17 protein-coding genes are annotated in these 21,058 nt (G+C 65.7%); 11 read left to right on the forward strand and 6 right to left on the reverse strand.

What is annotated here, in order from left to right:
- Positions 1-3 precede the first annotated feature (3 nt).
- Genes tssM through tssK form a run of 3 tightly spaced genes read right to left on the reverse strand, consistent with a single transcriptional unit; the run spans position 4 to position 6,405 of the window.
- Positions 4-3,624, reverse strand: a complete 3,621-nt coding sequence (gene tssM, locus AC1DR6_RS19945) for a type VI secretion system membrane subunit TssM (protein WP_476831013.1) — start codon at positions 3,622-3,624, stop codon at positions 4-6.
- A 10-nt stretch (positions 3,625-3,634) separates the two neighbouring features.
- Entirely contained in the window at positions 3,635-5,071 is a 1,437-nt protein-coding gene (gene tssL, locus AC1DR6_RS19950) for a type VI secretion system protein TssL, long form (protein ID WP_476831014.1), read from the reverse strand.
- The gene (tssK, locus tag AC1DR6_RS19955; protein WP_476831015.1) at positions 5,068-6,405 is read right to left on the reverse strand and encodes a type VI secretion system baseplate subunit TssK; all 1,338 of its coding nucleotides are present in this window, start codon (positions 6,403-6,405) and stop codon (positions 5,068-5,070) included. The genes tssL and tssK overlap by 4 nt, the downstream gene beginning before the upstream one ends.
- 198 nt (positions 6,406-6,603) lie before the next feature.
- On the opposite strand from tssK, the gene AC1DR6_RS19960 reads away from it, so the two are divergent.
- From AC1DR6_RS19960 to AC1DR6_RS19970, 3 genes are all read left to right on the forward strand, one after another.
- Positions 6,604-7,107 (forward strand): PAAR domain-containing protein, encoded by a 504-nt coding sequence (locus AC1DR6_RS19960; RefSeq protein ID WP_476831016.1) that lies wholly within the window; start codon positions 6,604-6,606, stop codon positions 7,105-7,107.
- 170 nt (positions 7,108-7,277) lie between these two features.
- Complete coding sequence (locus AC1DR6_RS19965; protein WP_476831017.1) at positions 7,278-7,946, forward strand: hypothetical protein; 669 nt, start codon at positions 7,278-7,280, stop codon at positions 7,944-7,946.
- A 59-nt stretch (positions 7,947-8,005) separates the two neighbouring features.
- A complete protein-coding gene (locus AC1DR6_RS19970) occupies positions 8,006-8,359 on the forward strand; it encodes a RidA family protein (protein ID WP_476831018.1) in 354 nt (117 codons plus the stop codon).
- A gap of 114 nt (positions 8,360-8,473) precedes the next feature.
- On the opposite strand, the gene tagH is transcribed toward AC1DR6_RS19970, so the two are convergent.
- The 3 genes from tagH to AC1DR6_RS19985 all read right to left on the reverse strand — a co-directional run bounded on the left by tagH (position 8,474) and on the right by AC1DR6_RS19985 (position 12,439).
- Positions 8,474-9,868 carry a type VI secretion system-associated FHA domain protein TagH gene (gene tagH / locus AC1DR6_RS19975; RefSeq protein ID WP_476831019.1) on the reverse strand — a complete coding sequence of 465 codons (1,395 nt, stop codon included), beginning with the start codon at positions 9,866-9,868 and terminating at the stop codon, positions 8,474-8,476.
- Positions 9,869-9,907: 39 nt separating this feature from the next.
- Positions 9,908-10,483: a DUF6931 family protein gene (locus AC1DR6_RS19980; RefSeq protein ID WP_476831020.1), complete on the reverse strand. Its 576-nt coding sequence runs from the start codon at positions 10,481-10,483 to the stop codon at positions 9,908-9,910.
- A gap of 96 nt (positions 10,484-10,579) precedes the next feature.
- Complete coding sequence (locus AC1DR6_RS19985) at positions 10,580-12,439, reverse strand: type VI secretion system Vgr family protein (RefSeq protein ID WP_476831021.1); 1,860 nt, start codon at positions 12,437-12,439, stop codon at positions 10,580-10,582.
- Positions 12,440-12,556: 117 nt separating this feature from the next.
- Here AC1DR6_RS19985 and AC1DR6_RS19990 point away from each other — a divergent pair, with 117 nt between their 5' ends.
- The 8 genes from AC1DR6_RS19990 to tssG all read left to right on the forward strand — a co-directional run bounded on the left by AC1DR6_RS19990 (position 12,557) and on the right by tssG (position 21,057).
- Entirely contained in the window at positions 12,557-13,108 is a 552-nt protein-coding gene (locus AC1DR6_RS19990) for an OmpA family protein (protein WP_476831022.1), read from the forward strand.
- A gap of 70 nt (positions 13,109-13,178) precedes the next feature.
- Complete coding sequence (locus AC1DR6_RS19995) at positions 13,179-14,582, forward strand: type VI secretion system protein TssA (RefSeq protein ID WP_476831023.1); 1,404 nt, start codon at positions 13,179-13,181, stop codon at positions 14,580-14,582.
- Between the two features lie 117 nt (positions 14,583-14,699).
- Complete coding sequence (gene tssB / locus AC1DR6_RS20000; protein WP_476831024.1) at positions 14,700-15,224, forward strand: type VI secretion system contractile sheath small subunit; 525 nt, start codon at positions 14,700-14,702, stop codon at positions 15,222-15,224.
- A gap of 58 nt (positions 15,225-15,282) precedes the next feature.
- Positions 15,283-16,788, forward strand: coding sequence for a type VI secretion system contractile sheath large subunit (gene tssC / locus AC1DR6_RS20005; RefSeq protein ID WP_476831025.1), 1,506 nt, complete (start codon positions 15,283-15,285; stop codon positions 16,786-16,788).
- A gap of 140 nt (positions 16,789-16,928) precedes the next feature.
- Positions 16,929-17,411 carry an Hcp family type VI secretion system effector gene (locus AC1DR6_RS20010; protein ID WP_476831026.1) on the forward strand — a complete coding sequence of 161 codons (483 nt, stop codon included), beginning with the start codon at positions 16,929-16,931 and terminating at the stop codon, positions 17,409-17,411.
- A 78-nt stretch (positions 17,412-17,489) separates the two neighbouring features.
- Positions 17,490-18,035, forward strand: a complete 546-nt coding sequence (locus AC1DR6_RS20015; protein ID WP_476831027.1) for a GPW/gp25 family protein — start codon at positions 17,490-17,492, stop codon at positions 18,033-18,035.
- Positions 18,036-18,046: 11 nt separating this feature from the next.
- Positions 18,047-20,008 (forward strand): type VI secretion system baseplate subunit TssF, encoded by a 1,962-nt coding sequence (tssF, locus tag AC1DR6_RS20020; RefSeq protein WP_476831028.1) that lies wholly within the window; start codon positions 18,047-18,049, stop codon positions 20,006-20,008.
- On the forward strand, positions 20,005-21,057 hold the full coding sequence (tssG, locus tag AC1DR6_RS20025; RefSeq protein ID WP_476831029.1) for a type VI secretion system baseplate subunit TssG: 1,053 nt from the start codon (positions 20,005-20,007) through the stop codon (positions 21,055-21,057). Before tssF ends, tssG begins: the two co-directional genes overlap by 4 nt.
- Position 21,058: the final 1 nt, after the last annotated feature.

Genomic DNA, 21,058 nt, shown 5'->3' on the forward strand with positions numbered 1-21,058 from the left:
GGCTCAGATCCCCGATGGGCAGCGGATTTCCCGCAGCGCCGGCAGGATTAGTGGGTTCTTGAGCGAGCCGACGCCGAAGGAGTAGCCCACCTGCCTGCCGCCGGCGCTGAGCGTGAAGCCGACATTGTCGCCCTGCTTCAGCACCGAGCCGGCATCGAGCAGGCGGAAGAAGGACCATGTGCCGTCCTTTTCGAAGAGCTTGGCCTCGCCTTGGGCCGTGGCCTGCGAACCGGACGAGAAAAAGCCGCCGTTGAACATGCCGCCCGACGCCGCCCCACCCCCCAACGTCAGGGTCACCGCCGTCTTGCCAACGCCGCCGCCCGGCCACATCACCGGCGCCGGCGTGTTGACGCCCTGCTGGCTGGTGACGGTGAAGCCGTTGATCTCGAGCTTGGCGTTCGCGGCATCGGCGGAGAGAGCGGTCGGCGTCACGATCATCTGGAATGAAGGCAGGTTGCCGCCAGTCGGGAAGAAGGCCTCCTTGATTTCGCTTGAGCGCTGGAACTCGCGCAGCGTCGTCGGGGACAGGGCGCGGGCGACGCGGCTGTCGACCCGCCAGGTCCATTGCGGCTTCGAGGTGTCGACGAAGGGCTCCAGGCGCTCCTTGTAGAACTTGTCCACGGTCTGGCCGGGCGCGAAGATCCGGGCGAAATCGGCGAGCGGCACATCCCGGGTGCTGGCCTTGGTGAAGGGGTAGCGGTTGGTGACGATCTCGTTGCAGACGCCCGTGACCTGCTCGGCCAGGGCCTGCCTGAGCAGCGCCACGGTCGCACCCGTTGCGTCACCCTCGAAATCATTGACCGCCTGGACGATCATCCCGTCGAAGGGCGGCGGGTAGCGTGAGGAATTGGCGCGCAGCGTCGCGATCAGCGGGACGAGCGCAGCATTGGCGGCCGCCGACTGTGTCGGATTGGTCGCCGCGACGGCGAGGTTCTGGTTGATCTCGGAGAAGGCCTGAAGGAGCTGGTCCACGGGCCTGCGGCCAAGGTCGCCGTCGACAAGGACATGATACGGTTTGAACTGCGCCTCGATATCGGCGCCGAGCGAGACATCGTTCCCGCCCGCCAGCACGCGGTCGACGCCGGCCGAAGCCATCGGCAGCTTGGCGCCGAGTTGTCCGAGCGCTTGGCTGGCGCGCTGGTCGAGCGTCTGGGCGGCCTGGTTGGCCGCCGCCTGCGCAACGGCTTTCTTCGTGTTCGGCCGCTCCTTGGTCAGTTGCGTCTCTTCGCGCAGCGATTCCAGGATCTGCTTGAAGGGCGAGGTTGCGGCCGAAATGGCGCTGAGCGCGACATAGCGCGGCTTGTCGGCATTCAAGGGCCGCAGCTTCAGCCGCCGCAGCGTCTTCTGCCAGGTCGCGACATAATCGCGGCTGTAGAGCTTCATCAGGTCCTGAAACAGCGTGGCGTATTGCGACGTGATTGCCTGTTGGTCGACATTCTCGCCCAGGACCCAACGTTCTTTCTCGATGCGGTCGCCGATATCGCCGAGCCGGCCGATGAAGGCGCTCTGGAAGCCGTCATAGGTGTAGAAATAGGACACGCGGATCTGGTCTAGATCCTCCCCGCTGATCCCTTCGAAGACCAGCCGGACATCGGAGCCGCCGCGCTGAGACACGACCCAGTCTTTCGCGCTGTCGCTGCGGGCCTGCGTACGCAACAGCTCGTAGGCGCGCTCGGCGATGCTGAGGCGGCGCAAGGTCCGCTGGCTCTGCTCGATCAGCGACTGGTTCAGCTTGACCATCGGCTCGGTGTCGCCCTCATCGAGTGCGAGCATCGCGGCGAGGTGTTCCTCCAGCGCCTCGCGGCCCTTGGCGTTTGCAGGACCGGGAAAGAGGTTCTCGGCCCAGTCGAGCCTCATCCATGAGGTGACAAGGTCGCGGTCCAGCTTCGCCTGGCCGCCGACCATCATGTAAACCTTCAGCGCCTCGTAGACGAAGCCGGGATTGTTGGCGTTCTGCTCGAGCTGCTCCTCCAGCCGGAAGATGATGCGTGGGCGCAGCATGCGCTCCAGCGCCTGCTGGTAGGTGATCTCGGCCGCGTTCTGCAAACGCTCCCGTTGGCTGAGCCCGAAGGTCGCGAGCATCGGCACAGGCTCGTTCTGCGTCGCATAGCCCGCCGGCATGTTCCGCAGCTTGTGCAGCAGCGGCAGGATGCGGCTGAAATTGCGGTCGGAGATCGTCGTTTCCTGCAACACCGGAGCCGCAGCGCTGCGATAATCGGCCAGACCGTAATTCGTCGCGTTGATGAGGTCGCTGTTGCGCAAGAAGCTGGTCCACCACAGCCCCAGCGCCGCCAGCAACACCAGCGCGACCGCCGTTAAGCCGGCGATGCGCAAAGCGGTCGACCGGCGGGCGGCACCGAGATCGGTCGAGACCCAGCCGGACTCGCCGATGACCACCTTCTGGACCAGATCGGTGAGGAAATAGCTCTTGCCCTTGCCGGAGAAGGAAGCCGCATCCGAATGGTCCGAGCCGAAATTGCGCGAGAGCGCGCCGATCAGCTGGTCGATCGGCGTGCCTTCCTGCGTGCCGGAGGTGAAATAGAAGCCGCGCAGCGTCGCATTAGCGTGGTAGCGCGTCGGCTCGAAGACGCGGGTCAGGAAATCGACGATAGACCGCTTCAGCGTCGCCATCTGGCTTGGAAAGCCGAAAATCTGCGCGCGGGAAACCGGGTTGTGCTCGTCCTGCAACCTGTCCGAAAGCCGTTCGTTCAGCCGCTCGATCAGCGCGTCGTATTCCGGCGGCACCTCGCCGATCATGTTGCAGGTCTTGTCGGCGGTCTGGAAGGTGTGGCCCCAGACCATGCGGCGCTGCGGCTCGGTCAGCGCGCCGAAATACTCGCTGAAGCCGGCGATCAGATCCGCCTTCGTAAAGACGGCGTAGACCGGGAAATCGACCTTCAGGCGATCGTGCAGTTCCAAAAGCCGCGAGCGAATTGCGTCGGAGTGGGCCGCGATCTCTTCGGGCGTCGAGGTCAGGATGTCCTCGACGCTGATCGCGACGAGCACACCATTGATCGGCTGGCGCGGGCGGTTGGTCTTGAGCAGGTCGAGAAATGCAAACCAGCTGGTCTTTTCGGCCTTGGTGTCGCTATCCTGCGTGGTGTAGCGGCCGGCGGTGTCGATTAGGACGGCGTCCTCCGCAAACCACCAGTCGCAGTAGCGGGTGCCGCCGGAACCGGCGACGGCGGCGGGCGTCGTGCCGCGCGCAAGGGGAAATTTCAGGCCGGAATTGACCAGTGCCGTCGTCTTGCCGGCACCGGGCGGGCCGATGATGACGTACCAGGGCAAGTCGTAGAGATAGTCGCCGCCTTTGCCGCGCGCGCTCTTCAATGTCGCGAGGGCGTCCTTCATGGCGCTGGTCAGCGCGGCGCCGTCTCCGGTCTCCTCCTTCGCCAGCGCGTCGGTCAGGGCTGCGGTGGCCTTGCGCCGGCGCATCACGACGAGCGCAATCCAGCCAAGCGCTCCCAGCAGCAGCAGCGCCACCAGCGGCAGTCGCACCCAGACGGATTCGAACGGACGGACCTCGCCGAAGGCGAGGAACGGGCCGCCGAACCAGATCAGCGCGGCGAGCGCGAGCGCGCCGACCAGGATAGCCATGATTCTAAGCCAGGTGGCGAGGTTCATCGGTTCGCCCCTAGTTCTGCCGCTGGATCAGGATTTCGACGCGCCGGTTCTGCGCCCGTCCGTCCGGCGTCGTATTCGGCGCGATCGGCGTGTCGGCACCCTTGCCCTCGAAGCCGATGCGATCGGGCTTGGAGAGCTTGGTCTTCAGGACGTCGCCGACCGCCTTGGCGCGGGCCTGCGACAGCTCAACGTTCGAAGGAAAGCGGGCCGTGCGGATCGGCACGTTGTCGGTATGACCGACGACCTTCACCCCGCCACCCTCCTGCTCCAGGACGGCTGCGATACGCTCGATCAGCGGCTGGAATTCGGCGCGCACCGCCGCCTGGCCAGGTTCGAACAGGGTGATGCCGGCCAAGCGGACGATGACGACGTTCGGCGTCACCAGACAGACGATCGGCGGCTGCACCGCGGCGCAGACCTTAGGGGGCTGCGGGGGTGGCGGGGGAGGCGGCGGCGGGGTCGCGAAGACCTTGCGCATGATGCCGATCTCACCCTTGGGATGCACAGAGAGCAGGGCGGTCGAGGCGGCCTCCGCATTGCCGGCGAGCAGCGCGCGGAAGACGAAGTAGAGCCCCAACAAGGCGACCGCCGCGATGGCCGCGACCGACCAGACCGGAACCTTGAAGCCGGCGAGAGCGGCAGCGATCGCCTGTCCGCGCCAACGGGGAGAGAGCTCCGGATCGGGCTGCTTGACCCGGCGCAAGGTCTCGAAAAGGTTGCGCTGGATGATCTGGAGGTTGTTGGCCCCGCCGGAAGACGTCTGGTGGATGCCCTGGAAGCCCAGAGCAAGGCAGGCATGCATCAGCTCCAGCAGGTCGTAATTGACCGATGGATCGGCCTTCGCCTTGTCGAGCATCTCGAAAAATCGGACGCCGCCGATGCGCTCGCCGAAGAAGCGCGAGAGCATGCTGTATTGGGTCCAGACGTGACGGTCCTCGCCGGGAATGTTCTGGACGATGTCGTCGGCCGTGGCGGCGATGACGTATTTCGCGGCGTTCGCCTTCTCGGCGGAGACGCCGGCGGCGCGAACCTCCTGCTCGAAGGCCTCGATCGTTTCGCCCACTTGGCCGACGAGCTGGGCGAAGGGCGCGTTGGAGAGGTTGGCGCGCATGCGCCCGAGCAGCAGCAGAAGGGGGCCAGCGGCGCGCAGCAGCGGGTTGGCGTTCGGCGTCAGCAACTGGTCGCGGCGGGGCAGGGCCTGGCCTCCGACCGGCGCGGAGGGCGCCGGCCGCTGCGGCATCGGCGACGGTTGCGACATCCATTCGTCGCCGTTGCCGGGCACGCCAGGGGAAGCCACCTGTGGCGGCTGGTAGGGCGGGGGAGCCTGCGGCGCGGCCGGCTTCGCGGGGCCGGGAGGCAAGGGCGCGCGGCGCCCGCCAGGGTTCGGCCGGATGATCGTCCGCTCGGAGCGGCCGAAGGGATCTGACGGCGAACCCGGATCGCTCATCGCCGGCCCTCCAGAACGGCCCAGAGCTCGAGTTCGAGATCGGGCCAGTCACCGGAAAAATGCATGCCGATCGAGGTCGCGGTGCTGAAATCCGGCCAGAGCGGCGAGGTGCGATCGAGGTAGAAATAGACATGGTCGGTCAGTGCGCGAATTTGCGGCGGCGGGGTCGGCAGGTGCACGAGATTGATGCCCGGCAGATGGGCATGGACGATCTCGTTCATCTTGGTGTTGGGGCCGATCTTGAACAGTTGCGGGAACTGCGCCTGGATTTCGGTCAAGGGCCGGCGTGCGGCGACTTCCAGCACCAGCGTCGCGTTGCGCACCAAGCTCCGGTCGCGGATCGTCGACATGAAGGCGTTCTGCGCCCGCTCGACGATCTCAAGCCGGATCGCGCGGCGGCCGAGATTGGCCGAGAGGAAATCCTGGATGTCACGCACCACGGGCGCGAAGCAGTTTTCCAAATCGTCATGGTCGTAGGCCGGGTAGTCGTGGGCGCGGCGCTCGGCCGTGGTGAAGGTCGCGAGTTCGCCAGCCAGCCCAAGGAAGGCGGCGAAGAGTCGCTCGGGATGGACAAAGCGCGAGCGGCGCATGTGCTTCAGCACCGGAATGGTGCGGTTGAGGAGCTGGAGCATGAAGTAATCAGCGCTCTGCAACCCGCCGCCAGCGGTCGGGTCGGCGGCGTAGCGGGCGAGCTCCTCCAGCTTGTTGTCGATCCAGCCGATGACGCGATCGAGCCAGCCCTCGATGACCGGGTAGGCCGAGCAAACCAGCACCGGGGGAGCGAATTTCTCGTCGAACAGAACGGCGCGGTCGCGCACTTCCAGGATGCGCCCGAGCGCGAGGCCGACATAGCCGGCCTTGGCGGTCTTGCGCAGTTCCAGCGCCAGGCGCGGATGGGCGACGTCGATCTCCTCCTCGGTTCGCAAGGAGGCGGTGGAATCGATCAGCATCTCCGTTGCGGGCAGATACCGACTGGCCGAGCCGGTCTGCGCGTCGTCGACCTCGCGGGTGTTGGCGGCGGCCAGCGGCAGCGAAAGCCAGACGATCTGTCCTGCGGCATTCTCCGGAACCTCGATCGCCGCCGGCAGCGGGCCGTTATCCGGCATCGCGAAGGGCGTGCCGTCGGGCATGACGCCGACGGCGCGGCGCAGGCCGATGCGGCTCTGCTGGGCGAGGTCGCGGTCGATTTCCAAGACCGAGAAACCCCAGGGATAGGGCGTGACGTGCCGGACGCGGCTTTCGAGCTGGTTTTCGAGATAGCGGTCGTTCTGCTGGAAATGATGGGGCCTAAGGAAAAGGCCTTCCGACCAGACGACCTTGCTGTACCACGACATCCCGGTCTCGCTCACTCGAAAGCTGGCAGGCGCAACTTATCCGCGGCTTTCCGCATCGTCACCAGCTCGAATCGTAGGCCGTCGCACGCGGGGCGCCATCATTGACTTGAAGGATGCGGCCAGGAGTTTTTCGGGGCAGTCCTGATGGCGAGCCCGCCCCCGGCGCGCTGCATCCGTCGCCGGCTTGTGGAGTTCGACATGCCGAAGGGCCCCGCCGCGCGTATCACCGACCCCGTGATCCACCCGCTGCCACCGATCCTGCAGCCGGGGCCGGGCAGCCCTACGGTGATCATCGGAGGCCTGCCGGCGTGGCGCGGCGTGCCTGCCGCTGCGGCTGCGGCGATCCAGGGGGCGAAGGCGACTGCCGACGCTACCGTCCAAGTGGCCGAGGCCGCGACGCTCGCTGCCGCCGGGACGCCGGGAGCGCCTGCCGCGCTGGCGGCCGAGATCGCGACCAAGAACGCCGTGTCCGCCAGCATGGGCTCGATGATCACGGGTGCATCGGCAGGGGCTGATATCCACAATTGCCTGACGCCGGTGCCTCCGCCGGTCCCGCACGGCCTCGGCGTGGTCATCGACGGCTCGCAGACGGTGCTGATCAACAATTTGCCGGCCTGCCGGATGGGCGACACGATCCTCGAAGCGTTGGGCCCGCCTAACAAGATCGCGATGGGATTGCCGACCTGCATCATCGGCGGTTGATGCGGTCCCGATTCGGGAAATCGTGGCAATGGTCTGATCTGTAACGTTTTTCGGAGGAGCCGGTGGCGTCGCGCAGCAGTCCCGATCGGGAAGTCCAGGCGGATGAGGAGTTCAGGCTCCGGACCGTGCAGCGCTTTTCGAGCGACCGGCGGCGAGGGCTGAATCATGGCATGGCGCGTAACGAGCGCGTCGCCGAGATGCTATGCTACATGGCGCTGATCCGCGATCCGGCGCGTCGCAGCCGCAGCCTTCCCGCCAATCCGGCCGTCACATGCACCGCCGCGATCCGCCAGTTCTTCAGGGCGACCGGGGGCGAGCAGGCCGCCCATCTCCTGCCTGGGCAGATCAGGATCGGCGGCGTCTTGCCTTGGCATCTTCTGATGGGGCCTGCCTCCCGCAACGTCCAGCTGATCTTCGCGTATGTCGACCCGCTGCAGGCCAACTACAACAAGGCCGATTCCGCGGCGGAGGCGAATGGCCTGACCCAGGCCTTCGCCCAGGCCTGCCGGCACGTCCTCGCCGGGCAGGGCGATGCGGCGGCGGATATCGGCGAGGCGTTCGACCGGATCTGGGTCGCGGGCGCGCTCGTGGCGTTTGCTGCCGCCGAACAGCAGAAGCGCAGCCGGCCCGCGCCGGTGGAGCTGATCCGTGGCACGGGGATGGAGCACGGCCTCCTGCTCAATTTCGAAGAGCGTGCAGACGGCTTCCAGCAGGAGCCGCTGGCAAGGATCCACGACCAGCTCAGCATCCTCGGCTATTACCGGGCCGCGATGGATGAGCGGCCGCTTCAGATTCAGCCCCGTGCGATCGGGGCGATCCTGGCTCTGCCGCGGGCTTGACCCGGCCTGTCCCGCAGGCGAAGGCCCCAGGCTCAATCCTGCCATCCGAGGGACATCCCATGACCATCGAGCGCGTCGGGCTCACCGCCCGCTGGTGCGACGCCGCCATCTTCAACGGCATCGTCTTTCTGGCCGGCCATGTGCCCGAGCAGACCGCGGGGCGGTCCCTGATTGAGCAGACCGAAGAGGTGCTGGCGCTGCTGGAGGATACGCTGGCGCAGGCCGGCAGCGGCAAGGAGCGCATTCTCAGCGTCCAGATCTTCCTTACCGATATCGCCAAGATCGGCGAAATGAACGCCGTGTGGGACAAGTGGGTGGCGCCGGGTCATGCGCCGGCGCGAGCGACGGTCGAGGCGAAGCTGGCCTCGCCCGGTTACGGGATCGAGATCACGGCCGTGGCGGCGAAGCGCTGACAGGCGTGTCATCCTTGGGCGGAACCAAGCTCCGTCTCGGGAGACGCGTGCCGAAGGAGGCGCCTTGGCGTCCTGAAATGCCCGGGTCAAGCCCGGGCGTGACGGCGGGCCTGGTCACTTCCCGCCGCGGTCGTAGCACTCGGCGAAATAGATCATGAAGGCGTCGACCAGGCCGTTCTCGTAAGGCGCGGTCTTCGCGTCCCAGCGGGCGACATAAGTCTCCCACATCTTCGCCTTGCGCGAGCCGATCAACCCGCTGAGGCCCCCGTCCTGGGCCGTGCCCTCGGCGATCGCCTGCGGCTCGAGATCCTCCACCAGCATCTGGAGCGCGTGCTGCATGGCCGAATAGGTCTTGATCTGGTGGGCTTTCAGGTCACGGAAGCTTTCGTCGAAGGCGCGCCTGGCGTCAAGATAACCGCTGCGTGGCTGTCCGAAGATGAGCTGCAGGGCGTCATCGACCGTCGGCGAGAATTTCAGCGGATTGTTGTCCCGCGCCTGGATCATGGTCTGGTTGGTGCTGCGGGCGATGCGCTTGCTCTCGGCGCGCGCGGCGAGCAGGCCTTTCAGCTCCTCCGCGATGAGACGCATCAGTCCGCCGAGTTGCTCGGCGAAGGCGCCGGGATCCTGTCCGCCCAATGCCTGCGGCGAGACGCCCGCGCCCTTGGCGAAACGCTGCATGAACTCGGCGGTCGAGATCGGCGGCGCGGAGGTGCGCGCGGCTGGCGGCTCGGGGAGCGGCATGGGCTCGGGCCGGAAGGGTGGCGACGGCACCCCCGCTTCGTCGTCTCCGGTTCCGGGTAATTCCGGCTCAGGCGCGCTCGGCGCCTCGTCCCACGGGTTGGCGGCCGGGGCGGCGCCGGCCGCAGGGCGCCGCGGCGTCGGGATCGGGGCGGGCGCCGGTTCCTCGGGCACGAGCTTCGGCTGAAGCGGCGCCCAGGCGAAGTCGCTATCCGCCTGGGGGGGCGACCAGGGTGCGGGGCCCGCCGGCACGGCCGCGAACGAGGCGGCGGGCGTCGGGAGATCGGCGGCCCAGTCGATAAAGGGCGCATGCACCGGCTTGGCGTGACTCGGCGGCATCAGGTCGCGGCGCGCGATCGGCGGAGCGGCCTCTTCGGTCGAGCTCCACAACGATTCGGGGTCGCTGGCACGGGATGGCGGCGCGGCCGCTGGCGCCTGGTCCTGCGCCGCCTCCTCGTCGATCGAGACGGCGACGATGTAATGGCCGATCTCGAGCCGGTCGCCGTTCAGCAGGCGATAAGGGGACTGAACGCGGTGCTCGCCACCGTTTAAGAAAGTGCCGTTGGTGGAGATGTCGCGCAGCCACCAGCCTCCCTCCCGGAAGCGGATCTCGCAATGGCGGCCGGATACCGCGCGGGTCGGGTCCGGCAGGGCCCAATCGAGATGCTGGTCGCGGCCGATATCGAGGCCGCGGCCGCCCCCGGTCGTCACGCTGAGCGGCCCGCCATCGGGCAGGGAGGTTTCATTCTCGATCGTCAGCGTCAACGGCATGGCGGATGTCCCGTTCCGGCTCCCTGCTCGGGCGAAGCCTCAGCTTTTGCCGGCATCGTCATCGACCAGACGAATGCATGCTTCGACACATTGGCGCAACGCACCGGCCCGGTCCCGCGCGGGTAGCCGATTGATCGCGTTCAGCAGGGCGATGCGCACCATCTTCGCGGTCAGGTCGGGCGGGCAGGGCACGCCATGGCTCTCGACCATGCTGCCGCCTGAATAGCCGGCCGCCCAGGCGACCCAGGTGCCCGGTCGCGCGGGATCCGCGTTCTGCGCCAGCCGCAGCGCCTCGAAACGCGTCCGGTCGGCGGGCTCGCGCACCCAGGCTTCCGCCGCCGCGAGGCCTGGATCGGCCGTGCCGGGAGGCTGCATCGTCCGCACCGACTGCAAGGCCCACCAGACCGCTTCCCGTCGCGGCAGCAGGAAGGCGCAGAAGCCGGCTGCCTCGGTCGGAGCAGGGCCCTTCGCCAGCCTGTCGAGGAATGCGAAAGGGTGCTCGGGCCCCGCCGCCATGGTGACGGCGCTGCGGAGAGCGGGAAAGGTTTCGAACACCTCGCGGGCGGTGCTGAAGCGCAGGCGTGACATGATGACCGGGACCGTCCTGACAGGCACCGGAGCCATCCGCAGTTTTCCCACCGCGGATGCTCCGACTCTTTTTTCAGCTCATCTCGCGATGCGAACCGAGGCCCGCCTCGCTGGGCAACAGCTCTAGTTGATCGTCACCATCGGCGCCTTGACGACCACCATGCCGTCGCTGCCGACCTGGGTCATGCCGATGCTCTTGATCGTGATGCTCGGCGAGGAGATTTCGATGCTCGCCGGCGTCATTCTGATCTCGGTCAGGCCGACCTTCAGATTGATCTCGGTCAGCGCCTCAATATCGAGCTTGCCGTTCTGCACGTCGAGCTTGTCGTCGCCCATCTTCAGCGTCGTCTTGCGCGAATAGCCGCCGTCTCGATAATTCGGGCCGATTTCACGAGTCTCGATGTTGTTGACGACGATTTTGTGGTCTTTCTCGGCGCGCAGGCCAAGCACCTCATTGTCCTTTTTGTCCTCGAAGCTGATCTCGTTATAGGTGTCCGGGAAACCGATGCCGTCGGTGGATTCCGATTTCAGTCCGGATTGGGTCTTGTTGGCCGGCAGTTCGTAGGGCGGCTTGTGCTGGTCGTTGACGACCGCGCCAACGACCAGCGGCAGATCAGGATTGCCCTCGATATATTCGACGATCACCTCCTGGCCGATGCGGGGGATGATCTGGCCCCCCCAGTTCTTGCCGGCCCACATCTGGGCGACGCGGGTGCGGCAGGAGGTCGAGCCGCTCTCCCGGTCCCAGTGAAACCGCAGCCAGACCCGACCGTATTCGTCGACGTCGATATCGCCTTCCTGCCCTTCGTTCTTTTCGCCGACGACCTTGGCGGTGTGTGGTCCGTAAATCAGCGGGCGGGTCGTGACGAGAGGTGCCCGGAACCGCCGCTCCGTCTTCTGAAGCTCGTAGCTGCCGTGATAGATCGCCTCGTCCTGCCGCGACGAGGAGCGATAGTTCTGGACGCCGTAAGCGTGGGTGGCGCGCACCACGAGATACTCGGCATTCTCAGCGCTTGAAGGGTGCTCGCCCAGCTTCATCAAGGCGCCGGCATAGAGGCCCGGCGCCTCGCCCGCGGCATAGCGACGATCGTCGCGAGCCTGTTCCGCCTGCGCCATCACGCGGGCGAAATGCTCGCCCTGGTCTCGCTTAGTGTAGCTCGCGGGGTAGTCGTAGGCCTCGTAGGACTTGGCTTTAGGAAACCCTTCTTCGGCGCGGGCGGTCAGGTCCGATTCCGACTTCTCGAAATCATAGTCCTTGAGTTCGAACTTGCCGGTCCGTAGCCGCCGGATCGTCGACCATTGCGTCAGGTGTTCGACCTGCGAGCGCGGGAAGCGGCCCCCTTGCGGAACGAAGGCGAAGATTGAGCTGTCGCCCGTGAAGCTCGGCTCGGCGCTGGCCGTGACCGTGTCGTGGCTCGAGCGGGAGTCGCAGAGCACCAGCTTGTGGTCGCCGTCGCTGTGCTTGAAATAATAATAGATGCCGTACTGCTCCATCAGCCGCAGCACGAAATCGAGGTCGGTCTCGCGGTACTGGACGCAATAATCGATCGGCTGCAGCGCCTCGCTGGTCCTGTCCTCGAAGCTTGCCGAGCCCTCCTTGCCGAAGATCACCTTGATGATCTCGATCGCGGTTTTGTTCTTGAAGATGCGGCAGTCTGCCCGCTGCGAGAGCAGCCAGAGCCAGGGTCGCAGGGTGAAGCGGTAGATGTGGAGGTCTTCCTGCTGACCGAGCCACTGCGCATCGACGAGAGTCCCGTTGAGGACACGTTGCGACCTGTCCTTCAGCGTGAATTTGATCGAGCATTTTTCGCTCATGATGTTTTGTAGGTCGGCGTTCTCTGTATTACTCAGAGCTTCGACCTGGTAGGTAAAAAGATCGCTCAGAGGTTCGTCGGCTTCGAATTTTATCAACGAGAATTCGTCTTCACCCGCAGGCGTTTTGAATGATGCAATTCTTTGGTCTTGCCTGAGTGAGGCAGCCATCAATAAATACTCCGTTCATATGAACCTAATTTATACTTGACGCGACTAATGCAGAGAGTCATCGTGAGCTCCTTCGATTTCATCCGCCTTTTGGCGCCACTCAACGGGAGGTTTCCCATGCGCAAGCAAGCCGGACTTATCGCATTCGTCGCTTTGGGCGCCGCGATGGTTCTCACCGCCGCACAGGTTGCGGCGCAGACCTACAATGCCGACGACATCGTCAAGCATTTCGAGGCGGGCATTCCCAAGCCGGTGACCCGCGGCCTCTGTGTCGGCACCGAGGCGGAATGCGCCAAGGCAGGCCATGCGGTCGAGGTCGCCAAGCCGCCGAGCGCCTTCGATCTCGTCGTCAAGTTCAAATACAATTCCGACATTCTCGAGCCAGAGGCGAAGCTCAACCTCGACCAGTTCGCCAGGGCGCTGAAGACCCCCCAACTCTCTGCCCAGACCTTCATGGTCGAGGGGCATACCGACGCCGCCGGCTCCGCCAACTACAATCTCAGCCTGTCGCAGCGACGCGCCCAGGCCGTGGTGCGCTATCTGAGCGACAAGGGCGTGAGCACCCGCCACCTCGTCGCCAAGGGCTACGGCCAGGCGCAGCCGCTCGTGGCGGACCCGCTTTCCGGCGACAACCGGCGCGTCGAGACGCGGCTGCGTCCGGCCAATTGAGCCTTCGATTGCAAATCCGCGGGCGGGCCGGCCTCGGCGCGGTCCGCCAGCTTCATGAGCGGGGGGCTGGATGGCCGCACTGAATTTCGCCGAACTGTCGAAGCCCTTGTCCGGGGACGATCCGTGCGGCGCGGATCTCGAAGACGACAACGATTTCATGAATGTCGCGGCGCGGCTGGAGGTCGCGCTGCCGACGTCGTATTTCCGCCGCGACGACGAAGGACGGCAGGTCGCGTTCGACCGCACCAGCATCGAGTTTCCCGCCGCCTTTTCTGACCTCGGCAAGCTGATGGCGCAGACGCGCGACCTGCGCCTTTTCATGCCTGCCGCGAAGCTTTCGATCCTCAATCGCGACATTGCCGGCTTCGCCGCCTGCCTTTCAGCCATGGCCGACCTCCTCACCGAGCATTGGGAGGCGATGTATCCGCGGCCGATCGACGGCGATTTCGTCATGCGGGAGGTCGCCCTCCAGGGTCTGGACGAACTGGCGACGGTGGTTCTGCCGCTGCAGCACGCGCCGCTCTTCGTCAGCCGCCGCATCGGGCCCTTCGTCTTCCGAAGCCAGCTGGTGGCGAGCGGCGAGACCAAGCTGGTCGACGGCGAGCAGCATCCCGACGCCAGCACAATCCAGGCCGCGCTCACCGAGACGGAGATCGACGACCTCTCGACGATTCTCGGCCGGATCGATGCGGCGCGCGATGCGCTCGCCCGCATCTGCGCGATCTGGCTCGAGAAGGTCGGTGCCCATCATCCGCTCGATTTTCCGCGCCTGGCGGCGCTGCTAGATCAGATTGCCGCCTTCCTCGACGCCGCGGTCGCACGGCGCGTTCCGGGGCATCAGGCATCCGGAGTCGCGCCGGGAGCGACCGACGCGCAGAGGCCGGCAGCAAGCCCGGCGACCTTCGATCCGGGCCGCCTTTCGAGCATCCTCCAAGTGAAGGATACGCTGGCCGCCTGCCTCGGCTACTTTTCCAGAACAGAGCCTTCGAGCCCGGCTGTGCTGCTCATCGGGCAGGCGCAGCAGCTCATCGGCAAATCGTTGATCGAGGTCATCCAGATCATGTTTCCCGAGCACATTGACAGCGCAGTGATGGAGATCGGCGATGTCCGCCGCTTCCGCCTGCCGCTGGCACGGTTGCCGGTCCCGGATGGCTATGACGGCAACGCGACGGATGCCTATGAGACCGAGGGCGACGCCGATGAAGGCGCGCTCGTCAACGATGAGGATGCGGCTGCGGAAGTCCCGTCCGCTGCCGACGTCGCGGGCGCTGCCTCCGCCGCCATCCTGATCGCCAGCCGCTCCGAAGCCGTCGCCGCGATGAAAGCCGTCGCGGGATTCTACCGCCAGGCCGAGCCGTCGCATCCGACGCCGCTGCTGATGGACAAGGCCTGTGCGCTGGCGCAGCAGGATTTCATGTCGCTGCTCGGCAACATCCTGCCAGACGTCGCTCCGTTGCCGGAGGCAGGCGGCTAATTTTGTTCGCGCTTCGATTGAACCTTTCGCCGCTTCGGCGAGACCAATCGAGGAAGGCTCAAGTCATACTGAAAAGTTGCGCTAGGTCAGCGTGACGCGAATGCGGAGGACATCTCGATGGCCGGAGATTCGGGGCAAAAGTTCATTCGCCGCAACAGGCCGCCGCGGGTGCACATCACGTATGAGGATCCCTACAACGCTGAGCAGAAGGTCGAGCTTCCCTTCGTGATGGGCGTGCTGGCCGATCTCTCCGGCAACGCCTCCGCGGTTGAGAAGTCGGACATTTCCCAACGCAAGTTCCTCGACTTCGACATGGACAATTTCGATCAGCGCCTGTCGGCGATCGAGCCTGCCGTGAACTTCAACGTGCCCAACAAACTCGGGCAGGACGAGAGCGAGAAGCTCTCGGTGTCGCTGAAATTCTCGAAATACGAGGACTTCAACCCCGCCGCGATCGCACGCCAGATTCCGGCGACGGCGAAACTGCTGGAGGCGCGCGAACAGCTCGCTAACCTGCTGCGCTACATGGACGGCAAAATGGCTGCGAGCGACCAGATCAAGGCGCTGCTCGCCGATCCGCAGCTCATGGCGACGCTGCAGGACAGGCTCGGCAAGGGCCCGGAAGACAAGACGCAGAACTGAGGGCAGGGCGGCCGGTCCGGGTTCCCGGGCCGGTTGATGGCAAGCGAGCGAGGCGCCAATGGCAGCGGAAGCACAAACCCAACAGCCCGGCGGGGCGGCAGTCGAGACGCGCGAGATCGACGATTTCTCGGCGATCCTGAAGCAGAGCTTCAAACCCAAGACGGAGCGCGCCGCGACGGAAGTCGAGAATGCGGTGGCGACCCTGGTCGGCCAGGCGCTGGCGGACTCGACCGTGATCAAGGGCGACGTCATCGACACGATCGAGGAGATGATCGCCAGGCTCGACGCCAAGCTCACCGAGCAGATCAACGCGGTGCTGCATGCGCCCGAGTACCAGAAGCTGGAGAGCGCCTGGCGCGGCCTCAACTACCTGGTCTTCAACTCCGAGACGGACTCGCAGCTGAAGATCAAGGTGATGAACGTCTCGAAGACTGAGCTCTACAGGAACCTCAAGACCTATCCTGGCGCGCGCTGGGACCAGAGCCCGCTGTTCAAGCAGGTCTATGAGCAGGAGTTTGGTCAGCTCGGAGGCCAGCCCTTCGGCTGCCTGGTCGGCGACTATCACTTCAGCCACACGGCGACGGACGTGCAGTTGCTGCGCGACCTCTCCAAGGTGGCCGCCGCCGCCCACGCACCCTTCTTCGCCGGTGCCGACCCCAATCTAATGGGGATGGACACTTGGACGGAACTCTCCAACCCGCGCGATCTCGGCAAGGTCTTCGACACGCCGGACTACGCGGCCTGGAAGGGCCTGCGCGACGCCGCCGACTCCCGCTATGTCGGCTTGTGCCTGCCGCGCGTTCTGTCTCGCGTGCCCTATGGCGCGAAGTCGGAGCCCGTCGAAGAGTTTGCCTTCGAGGAGGACACCGACGGCCACAAGGGCGAGAACTACGCCTGGATGAATGCGGCGTATGCGATGGCCGTCAACATCAACCGCGCCTTCAAGGAATATGGCTGGTGCACCCGTATCCGCGGCGTCCAGTCGGGTGGCGAGGTTTTGAACCTGCCGACACACACCTTCCCGACCGACGATGGCGGCATCGACCTGAAATGCCCGACGGAGATCGCGATCAGCGACCGGCGCGAGGCGGAACTGGCCAAATCCGGCTTGATCCCGCTCATCCACCGCAAGAACACCGACAAGGCCGCCTTCATAGGCGCCCAGTCGCTATACAAGCCCAAGGCCTTTTCGGGGCCGGACGGCGTGGCGGCGACCGCCTCCGACAACCTGTCGTCGCGGCTGCCCTACATGTTCGCGGTGTCGCGCTTCGCGCATTATCTGAAGTGCATGGTCCGCGATAAGGTCGGCTCCTACAAGGAAAAGGAGCCGCTGCGCCGCTGGCTGCAGGAGTGGATCACCGATTATGTTGACGGCGATCCGGTCAACTCCAGCGAGGAGACGAAGGCCCGTCGCCCGCTCTCGGATGCGCGCATCGACGTGTTCGAGGACGAGGAGAACCCCGGCTACTACTCGGCCAAGTTTTATCTGCGGCCGCACTTCCAGCTCGAAGGCATGGATATCGGCCTGAGCCTGGTTTCGCGTCTGCCCGCTCCCAAGCAGTAACCGCCGCCTGACCTTCATGTGATGGCGACGATCCAACGAGTGCGACACGCCGGCCAACCGAGCCGGCGTGACGGGACAATCGTGCCCACAACCCGCCTGCGACCGCGGGTTCATCCCTCTACCTGAAAACGGAGGCCATCATGGCTAGCGACTTCCTGCTCGAGATCGACGGCATCAAGGGCGAAAGCAAGGATTCCAAGCACCCCAGCACGATTGAGGTCGCGTCCTTTTCCTGGGGCCTGACGAACAGCGGCTCCCACGGCTCGAATATGGGCGGCGGCGCCGGCGTTGCGAGCTTTCAGGACATCCACTTCACCGCCTCGGTCAGCAAGGCCTCGGGAAATCTCGCCCAGTCCTGCGCGAGCGGCAAGCACATCACCAAGGCCACTCTCTATGTCCGCAAGCAGGGCGAAACCCAGCAGGACTTCTACGTGGTGACGCTGGAGGATCTGCTGGTCTCGAGCTACCAGTCGGGTGATGCGGCCGGTGGTTCCAGCATCCCGACCGACCAGTTTTCGCTGAACTTCGCCAAGATTAAATACGAGTACAAGTCGCAGAAGGCCGATGGTTCGCTCGAAGCTCCGGTGACGATGACCTGGGACCTCAAGGCCCGCAAGAAGTAAGCCCAAGCGGGACGGCGGCCGCGATCTCTTCTGAGGATCGGGCCGCCATCGCGATCTCTCGCTCCGGCGACGGTGTCCATGGCCGATCCGATTTCCAAGAAGCGGCTGCGACCTCCCTTGATGTTCGCGTTTCGGGAGGCGCATCTGCAAAAGGACTCCGCGACCGCCCTGGACCTCCGGGACGAGGGCGGCGAACGCATTATCGCGCAGCGGCGTGCGGCGCCCCGTTCCGCGATCACCGAGCCGAAGCTCAGGCGCGAGATCGCGATCGATCTCGACGCATTAGTGAACACGATCAATCTCGGCTCGACGCTGGATCTTTCGGGGCTGGATCAGGTGCGCCGCTCCATCCTCAATCACGGCTTCCCGGACATGACCCGTCTGTCGATCGACGAGCATCGCGTCGATCAGATCCGGGACGATCTGGCGGAGGTGCTCGTCGGCTACGAGCCGCGCCTGATCCGCAAGTCGATCGCGGTCGAACGAGACCAGAGCCTCGACCCGGCCGATCTGAAGGTGCGCTTCGTCGTCCGTGCCGAGCTCAATTGCGAGCCGCTGAACGTGCCCGTGCAGTTCATCGCCGATCTGGAACTCGACACCGGCAAGATCGCGATCAAGGGCTAGGGCGCACCACGATGAACCAGGAGTTTCTCGACCTCTACAACCAGGAACTTCGGCTCTTCACCGAGCACAGCAAGGAATTCGCCGAGGAGTATCCGGGCATCGCCGAACGGCTCGGCGGCTTGGTTGGCGAGCGCATGGACCCGATGGTCGGCGGCCTGTTGGAGGGCGCCGCATTCCTCGCCGCGCGGGTGCAGCTCAAGCTGAAGCACGAGTTTCCCGAATTCACGAACAATCTGCTCGAACAGCTGCTGCCGAACTATCTTGCGCCCACACCCTCGGCGCTGCTGGCCGGGTTCGCGCCGCCCTATTCCGATCCTGGCCTGCGGGAGGGGGTGATGATCCCGCGCGGATCCTATCTCGACGCGACCTATCTGGAACGTGAGCGCCGCGTCGCATGCCGGTACCGGCTGGTGGCCGACGTCACCCTGTGGCCGTTCGAGATCGTCGCGGCCGAGTATATTCCGGCGCCCGGACCGCTGCAGGCGCTCGGGCTCAAGACCGGTGCGCGGGCTCTGTCCGGACTAAAGCTCACCTTGACGCACCGGATGATGCCCGATGCAGAGCAGGAGCCGACCGGCGCGCTGGCCCTGAAGAACCCGGCAAGCTGGTTCGCCGGCTGCCGGGCGAAGTCGCTGTCGTTCCATCTGCTGGGTGCGGAGGCAGACTCTGTCGCGCTCTACGAGCAGCTCTTCGCGAACTGCATCGGCATCCATTTCCGTCATCTCGACGAGTTCGGCGACCCTGTGGTCATCCCAGCCGAGGGAGCTTCCCTCGAGCAGCTCGGGTTCGAGGAGGACGAGGCGCTGCTGCCGGCCGATACGCGCGTCTTCCGGGGCTTCGAACTTCTGCGCGAATTGTTCTGGTTTCCGCGCAAGTTTCTCGGCTTCCGGCTGAACGGGCTCGGCCGGATCATGCCGCGGCTCGATGCCAAGACCGTCGACATCATCTTCGTCTTCGACGAGGTCAACGCGCGTCTGCCGGGCGCGGTCCGCAAGGAGATGTTCGCGCTCTATGCCGCGCCTGCGGTCAATCTCTTCGAAAAGAGCGTCGACCGCATCCCGGTCAGGACGAACCAGCACGAGTTTCATGTGGTGCCGGACCGCAGCCGCGCGCTCGACTACGAGCCGCACAGCATCGTCTCGGTCTATGCGCATTACGCTGGGGGGCGCGAGAAGCAGCCCGTGCATCCGCTCTATTCGTCGCCCGAGGGCGCGTCTCCGGTGCATGGACTGCACTACACGCAACGGCGCCTGCCGCGGCGGCGCTCCTCGGCCGAGCGGCGCCAGGGGCGCTCGTCCGACTACACCGGCACCGAGATGTTCATCTCGCTAGTGGAGCCGGCCGGCATGGCCGACAGCACTTCGGTCGCGGAGCTGAGCGTCAAGGCGCTGTGTTCCAACCGGCATCTGACCGAGCATCTGCCGACGGGGGTGGGGGGCGCGGATTTCCGTCTGATCGACAACGTCTCGCTCGATGTTGCCTGTCTCGCCGGACCGACGCCGCCGCGGGAGCCGATCGTCTCGCAGCTCAGGCTGCGGGCCGAGACCGCCTCGACCGGCGTGGTGACGTGGCGGCTGATCAACCTCCTCAGCCTCAACCAGCTCGGGCTGGTTCAGCGCGGGGCCGGGCAGAACGGCGAGGCACTGCGGGAGCTGCTGTCGCTTTTTGCCGATCTTGCCGACAGCGCGACCGAGCGCCGCATTCGCGGCATCAAGAGTGTCGACAGCCGCGCCGTCGTACGCCGCTTTCCGCAGCGGGCGGGGACGGGTGCGGCACGCGGGCTCGAGATCACCGTGCTGCTCGACGAAAAGGCGTTCGAGGGCTCGGGCGTCTTCCTGCTCGGCGCCGTGCTGGACCGGTTCTTCGCCGAATATGCCGCGATGAACCATTTCACCCAGACCGTGATCCGCACCGTGGAACGAGGCGAGGTGATGCGCTTCCCGCCACGCGCCGGATCGAGGCGCATCCTGTGACGGACGACGCCCCCCTCGCGGCGGAGAAGGCGCCGAGCTATCAGGCGCGGCTGGAAGACGAGCCCTGGCGCTTCGATTTCTATGCGGTGCTGCGACGGCTCGAACGCAGCTTTCGCGACCGGCCGCGCATCGGCGAGGTCGCGACCAAGCGGGAGGACTATGTCGCGCTGGGCGAACAGGCCTTTCTTGACTTTCCCGCCTCGACGATCTCCGACGCGGATCGCGATCTGCAGGGGCGCCTGCGGCTGTTCGTCAAGTTCCTCGGCCTGCTGGGCCCGCAAGGCGCTTTGCCGCTGGCGACGACGGAAGAGAGCTATCACTGGCAACTGGCACGCGACGATGCCTTTCCGCGCTTCCTGGACATCCTGAACCATCGCTTCCTGCAGCTGTTCTATCGCGCATGGGCGGATGCACGGCCGGTCGCGCAGCATGACCGGCCCGATCTCGACCGCTTCGCCGCCTATATCGGCAGCATGATCGGAGTGGGCTCGAAGCCCTATCTCGACCGCGACAGCGTTCCCGATGCCGAGAAGCTCGCCCATGCCGGCCTGCTGGGAGCCCAGGCCAAGTCGGCGTCGCGTCTGCAGCGGTTCCTCGCGGGTCTGTTCAAGGCCGATGTGGAGATCGAACAGTTCCTCGGCATGCGCCTTGTCTTCGACGAGGCCGACCGGACACGGCTCGGAGGCGCCCATTGTACCCTCGGCGCGGACGCACTGCTGGGCGCCAGCGTCTACAGCGTCGAAGACAAGTTCCGGGTCAAGATCGTCGCGCGCGACCTGGAGCAGTTCGAGCGCTTCCTCCCGCAAGGCGATCGCTGCGAGAAGCTGGCGGACGCGGTGTTCCTGCATCTCGGCGAGCAGTTCGAATGGGATGTCGAGCTCGCCTTGCCGGTCGGCGAGGTGAAGCCGGTCCGGCTGGGCCAGAGCGGCCGCCTCGGCTGGACGAGCTGGATGGCGCCGAACTGGACGCAGGAAGAAGGCGCGTTGCGCCGCGATGCCCGTTTCCACCCCGCCGAGCGCATGCGCCTGAAGCGCAGCCGCGTCGGCTGAG

Source organism: Allobosea sp. P5_A5 (genome assembly GCF_056400625.1).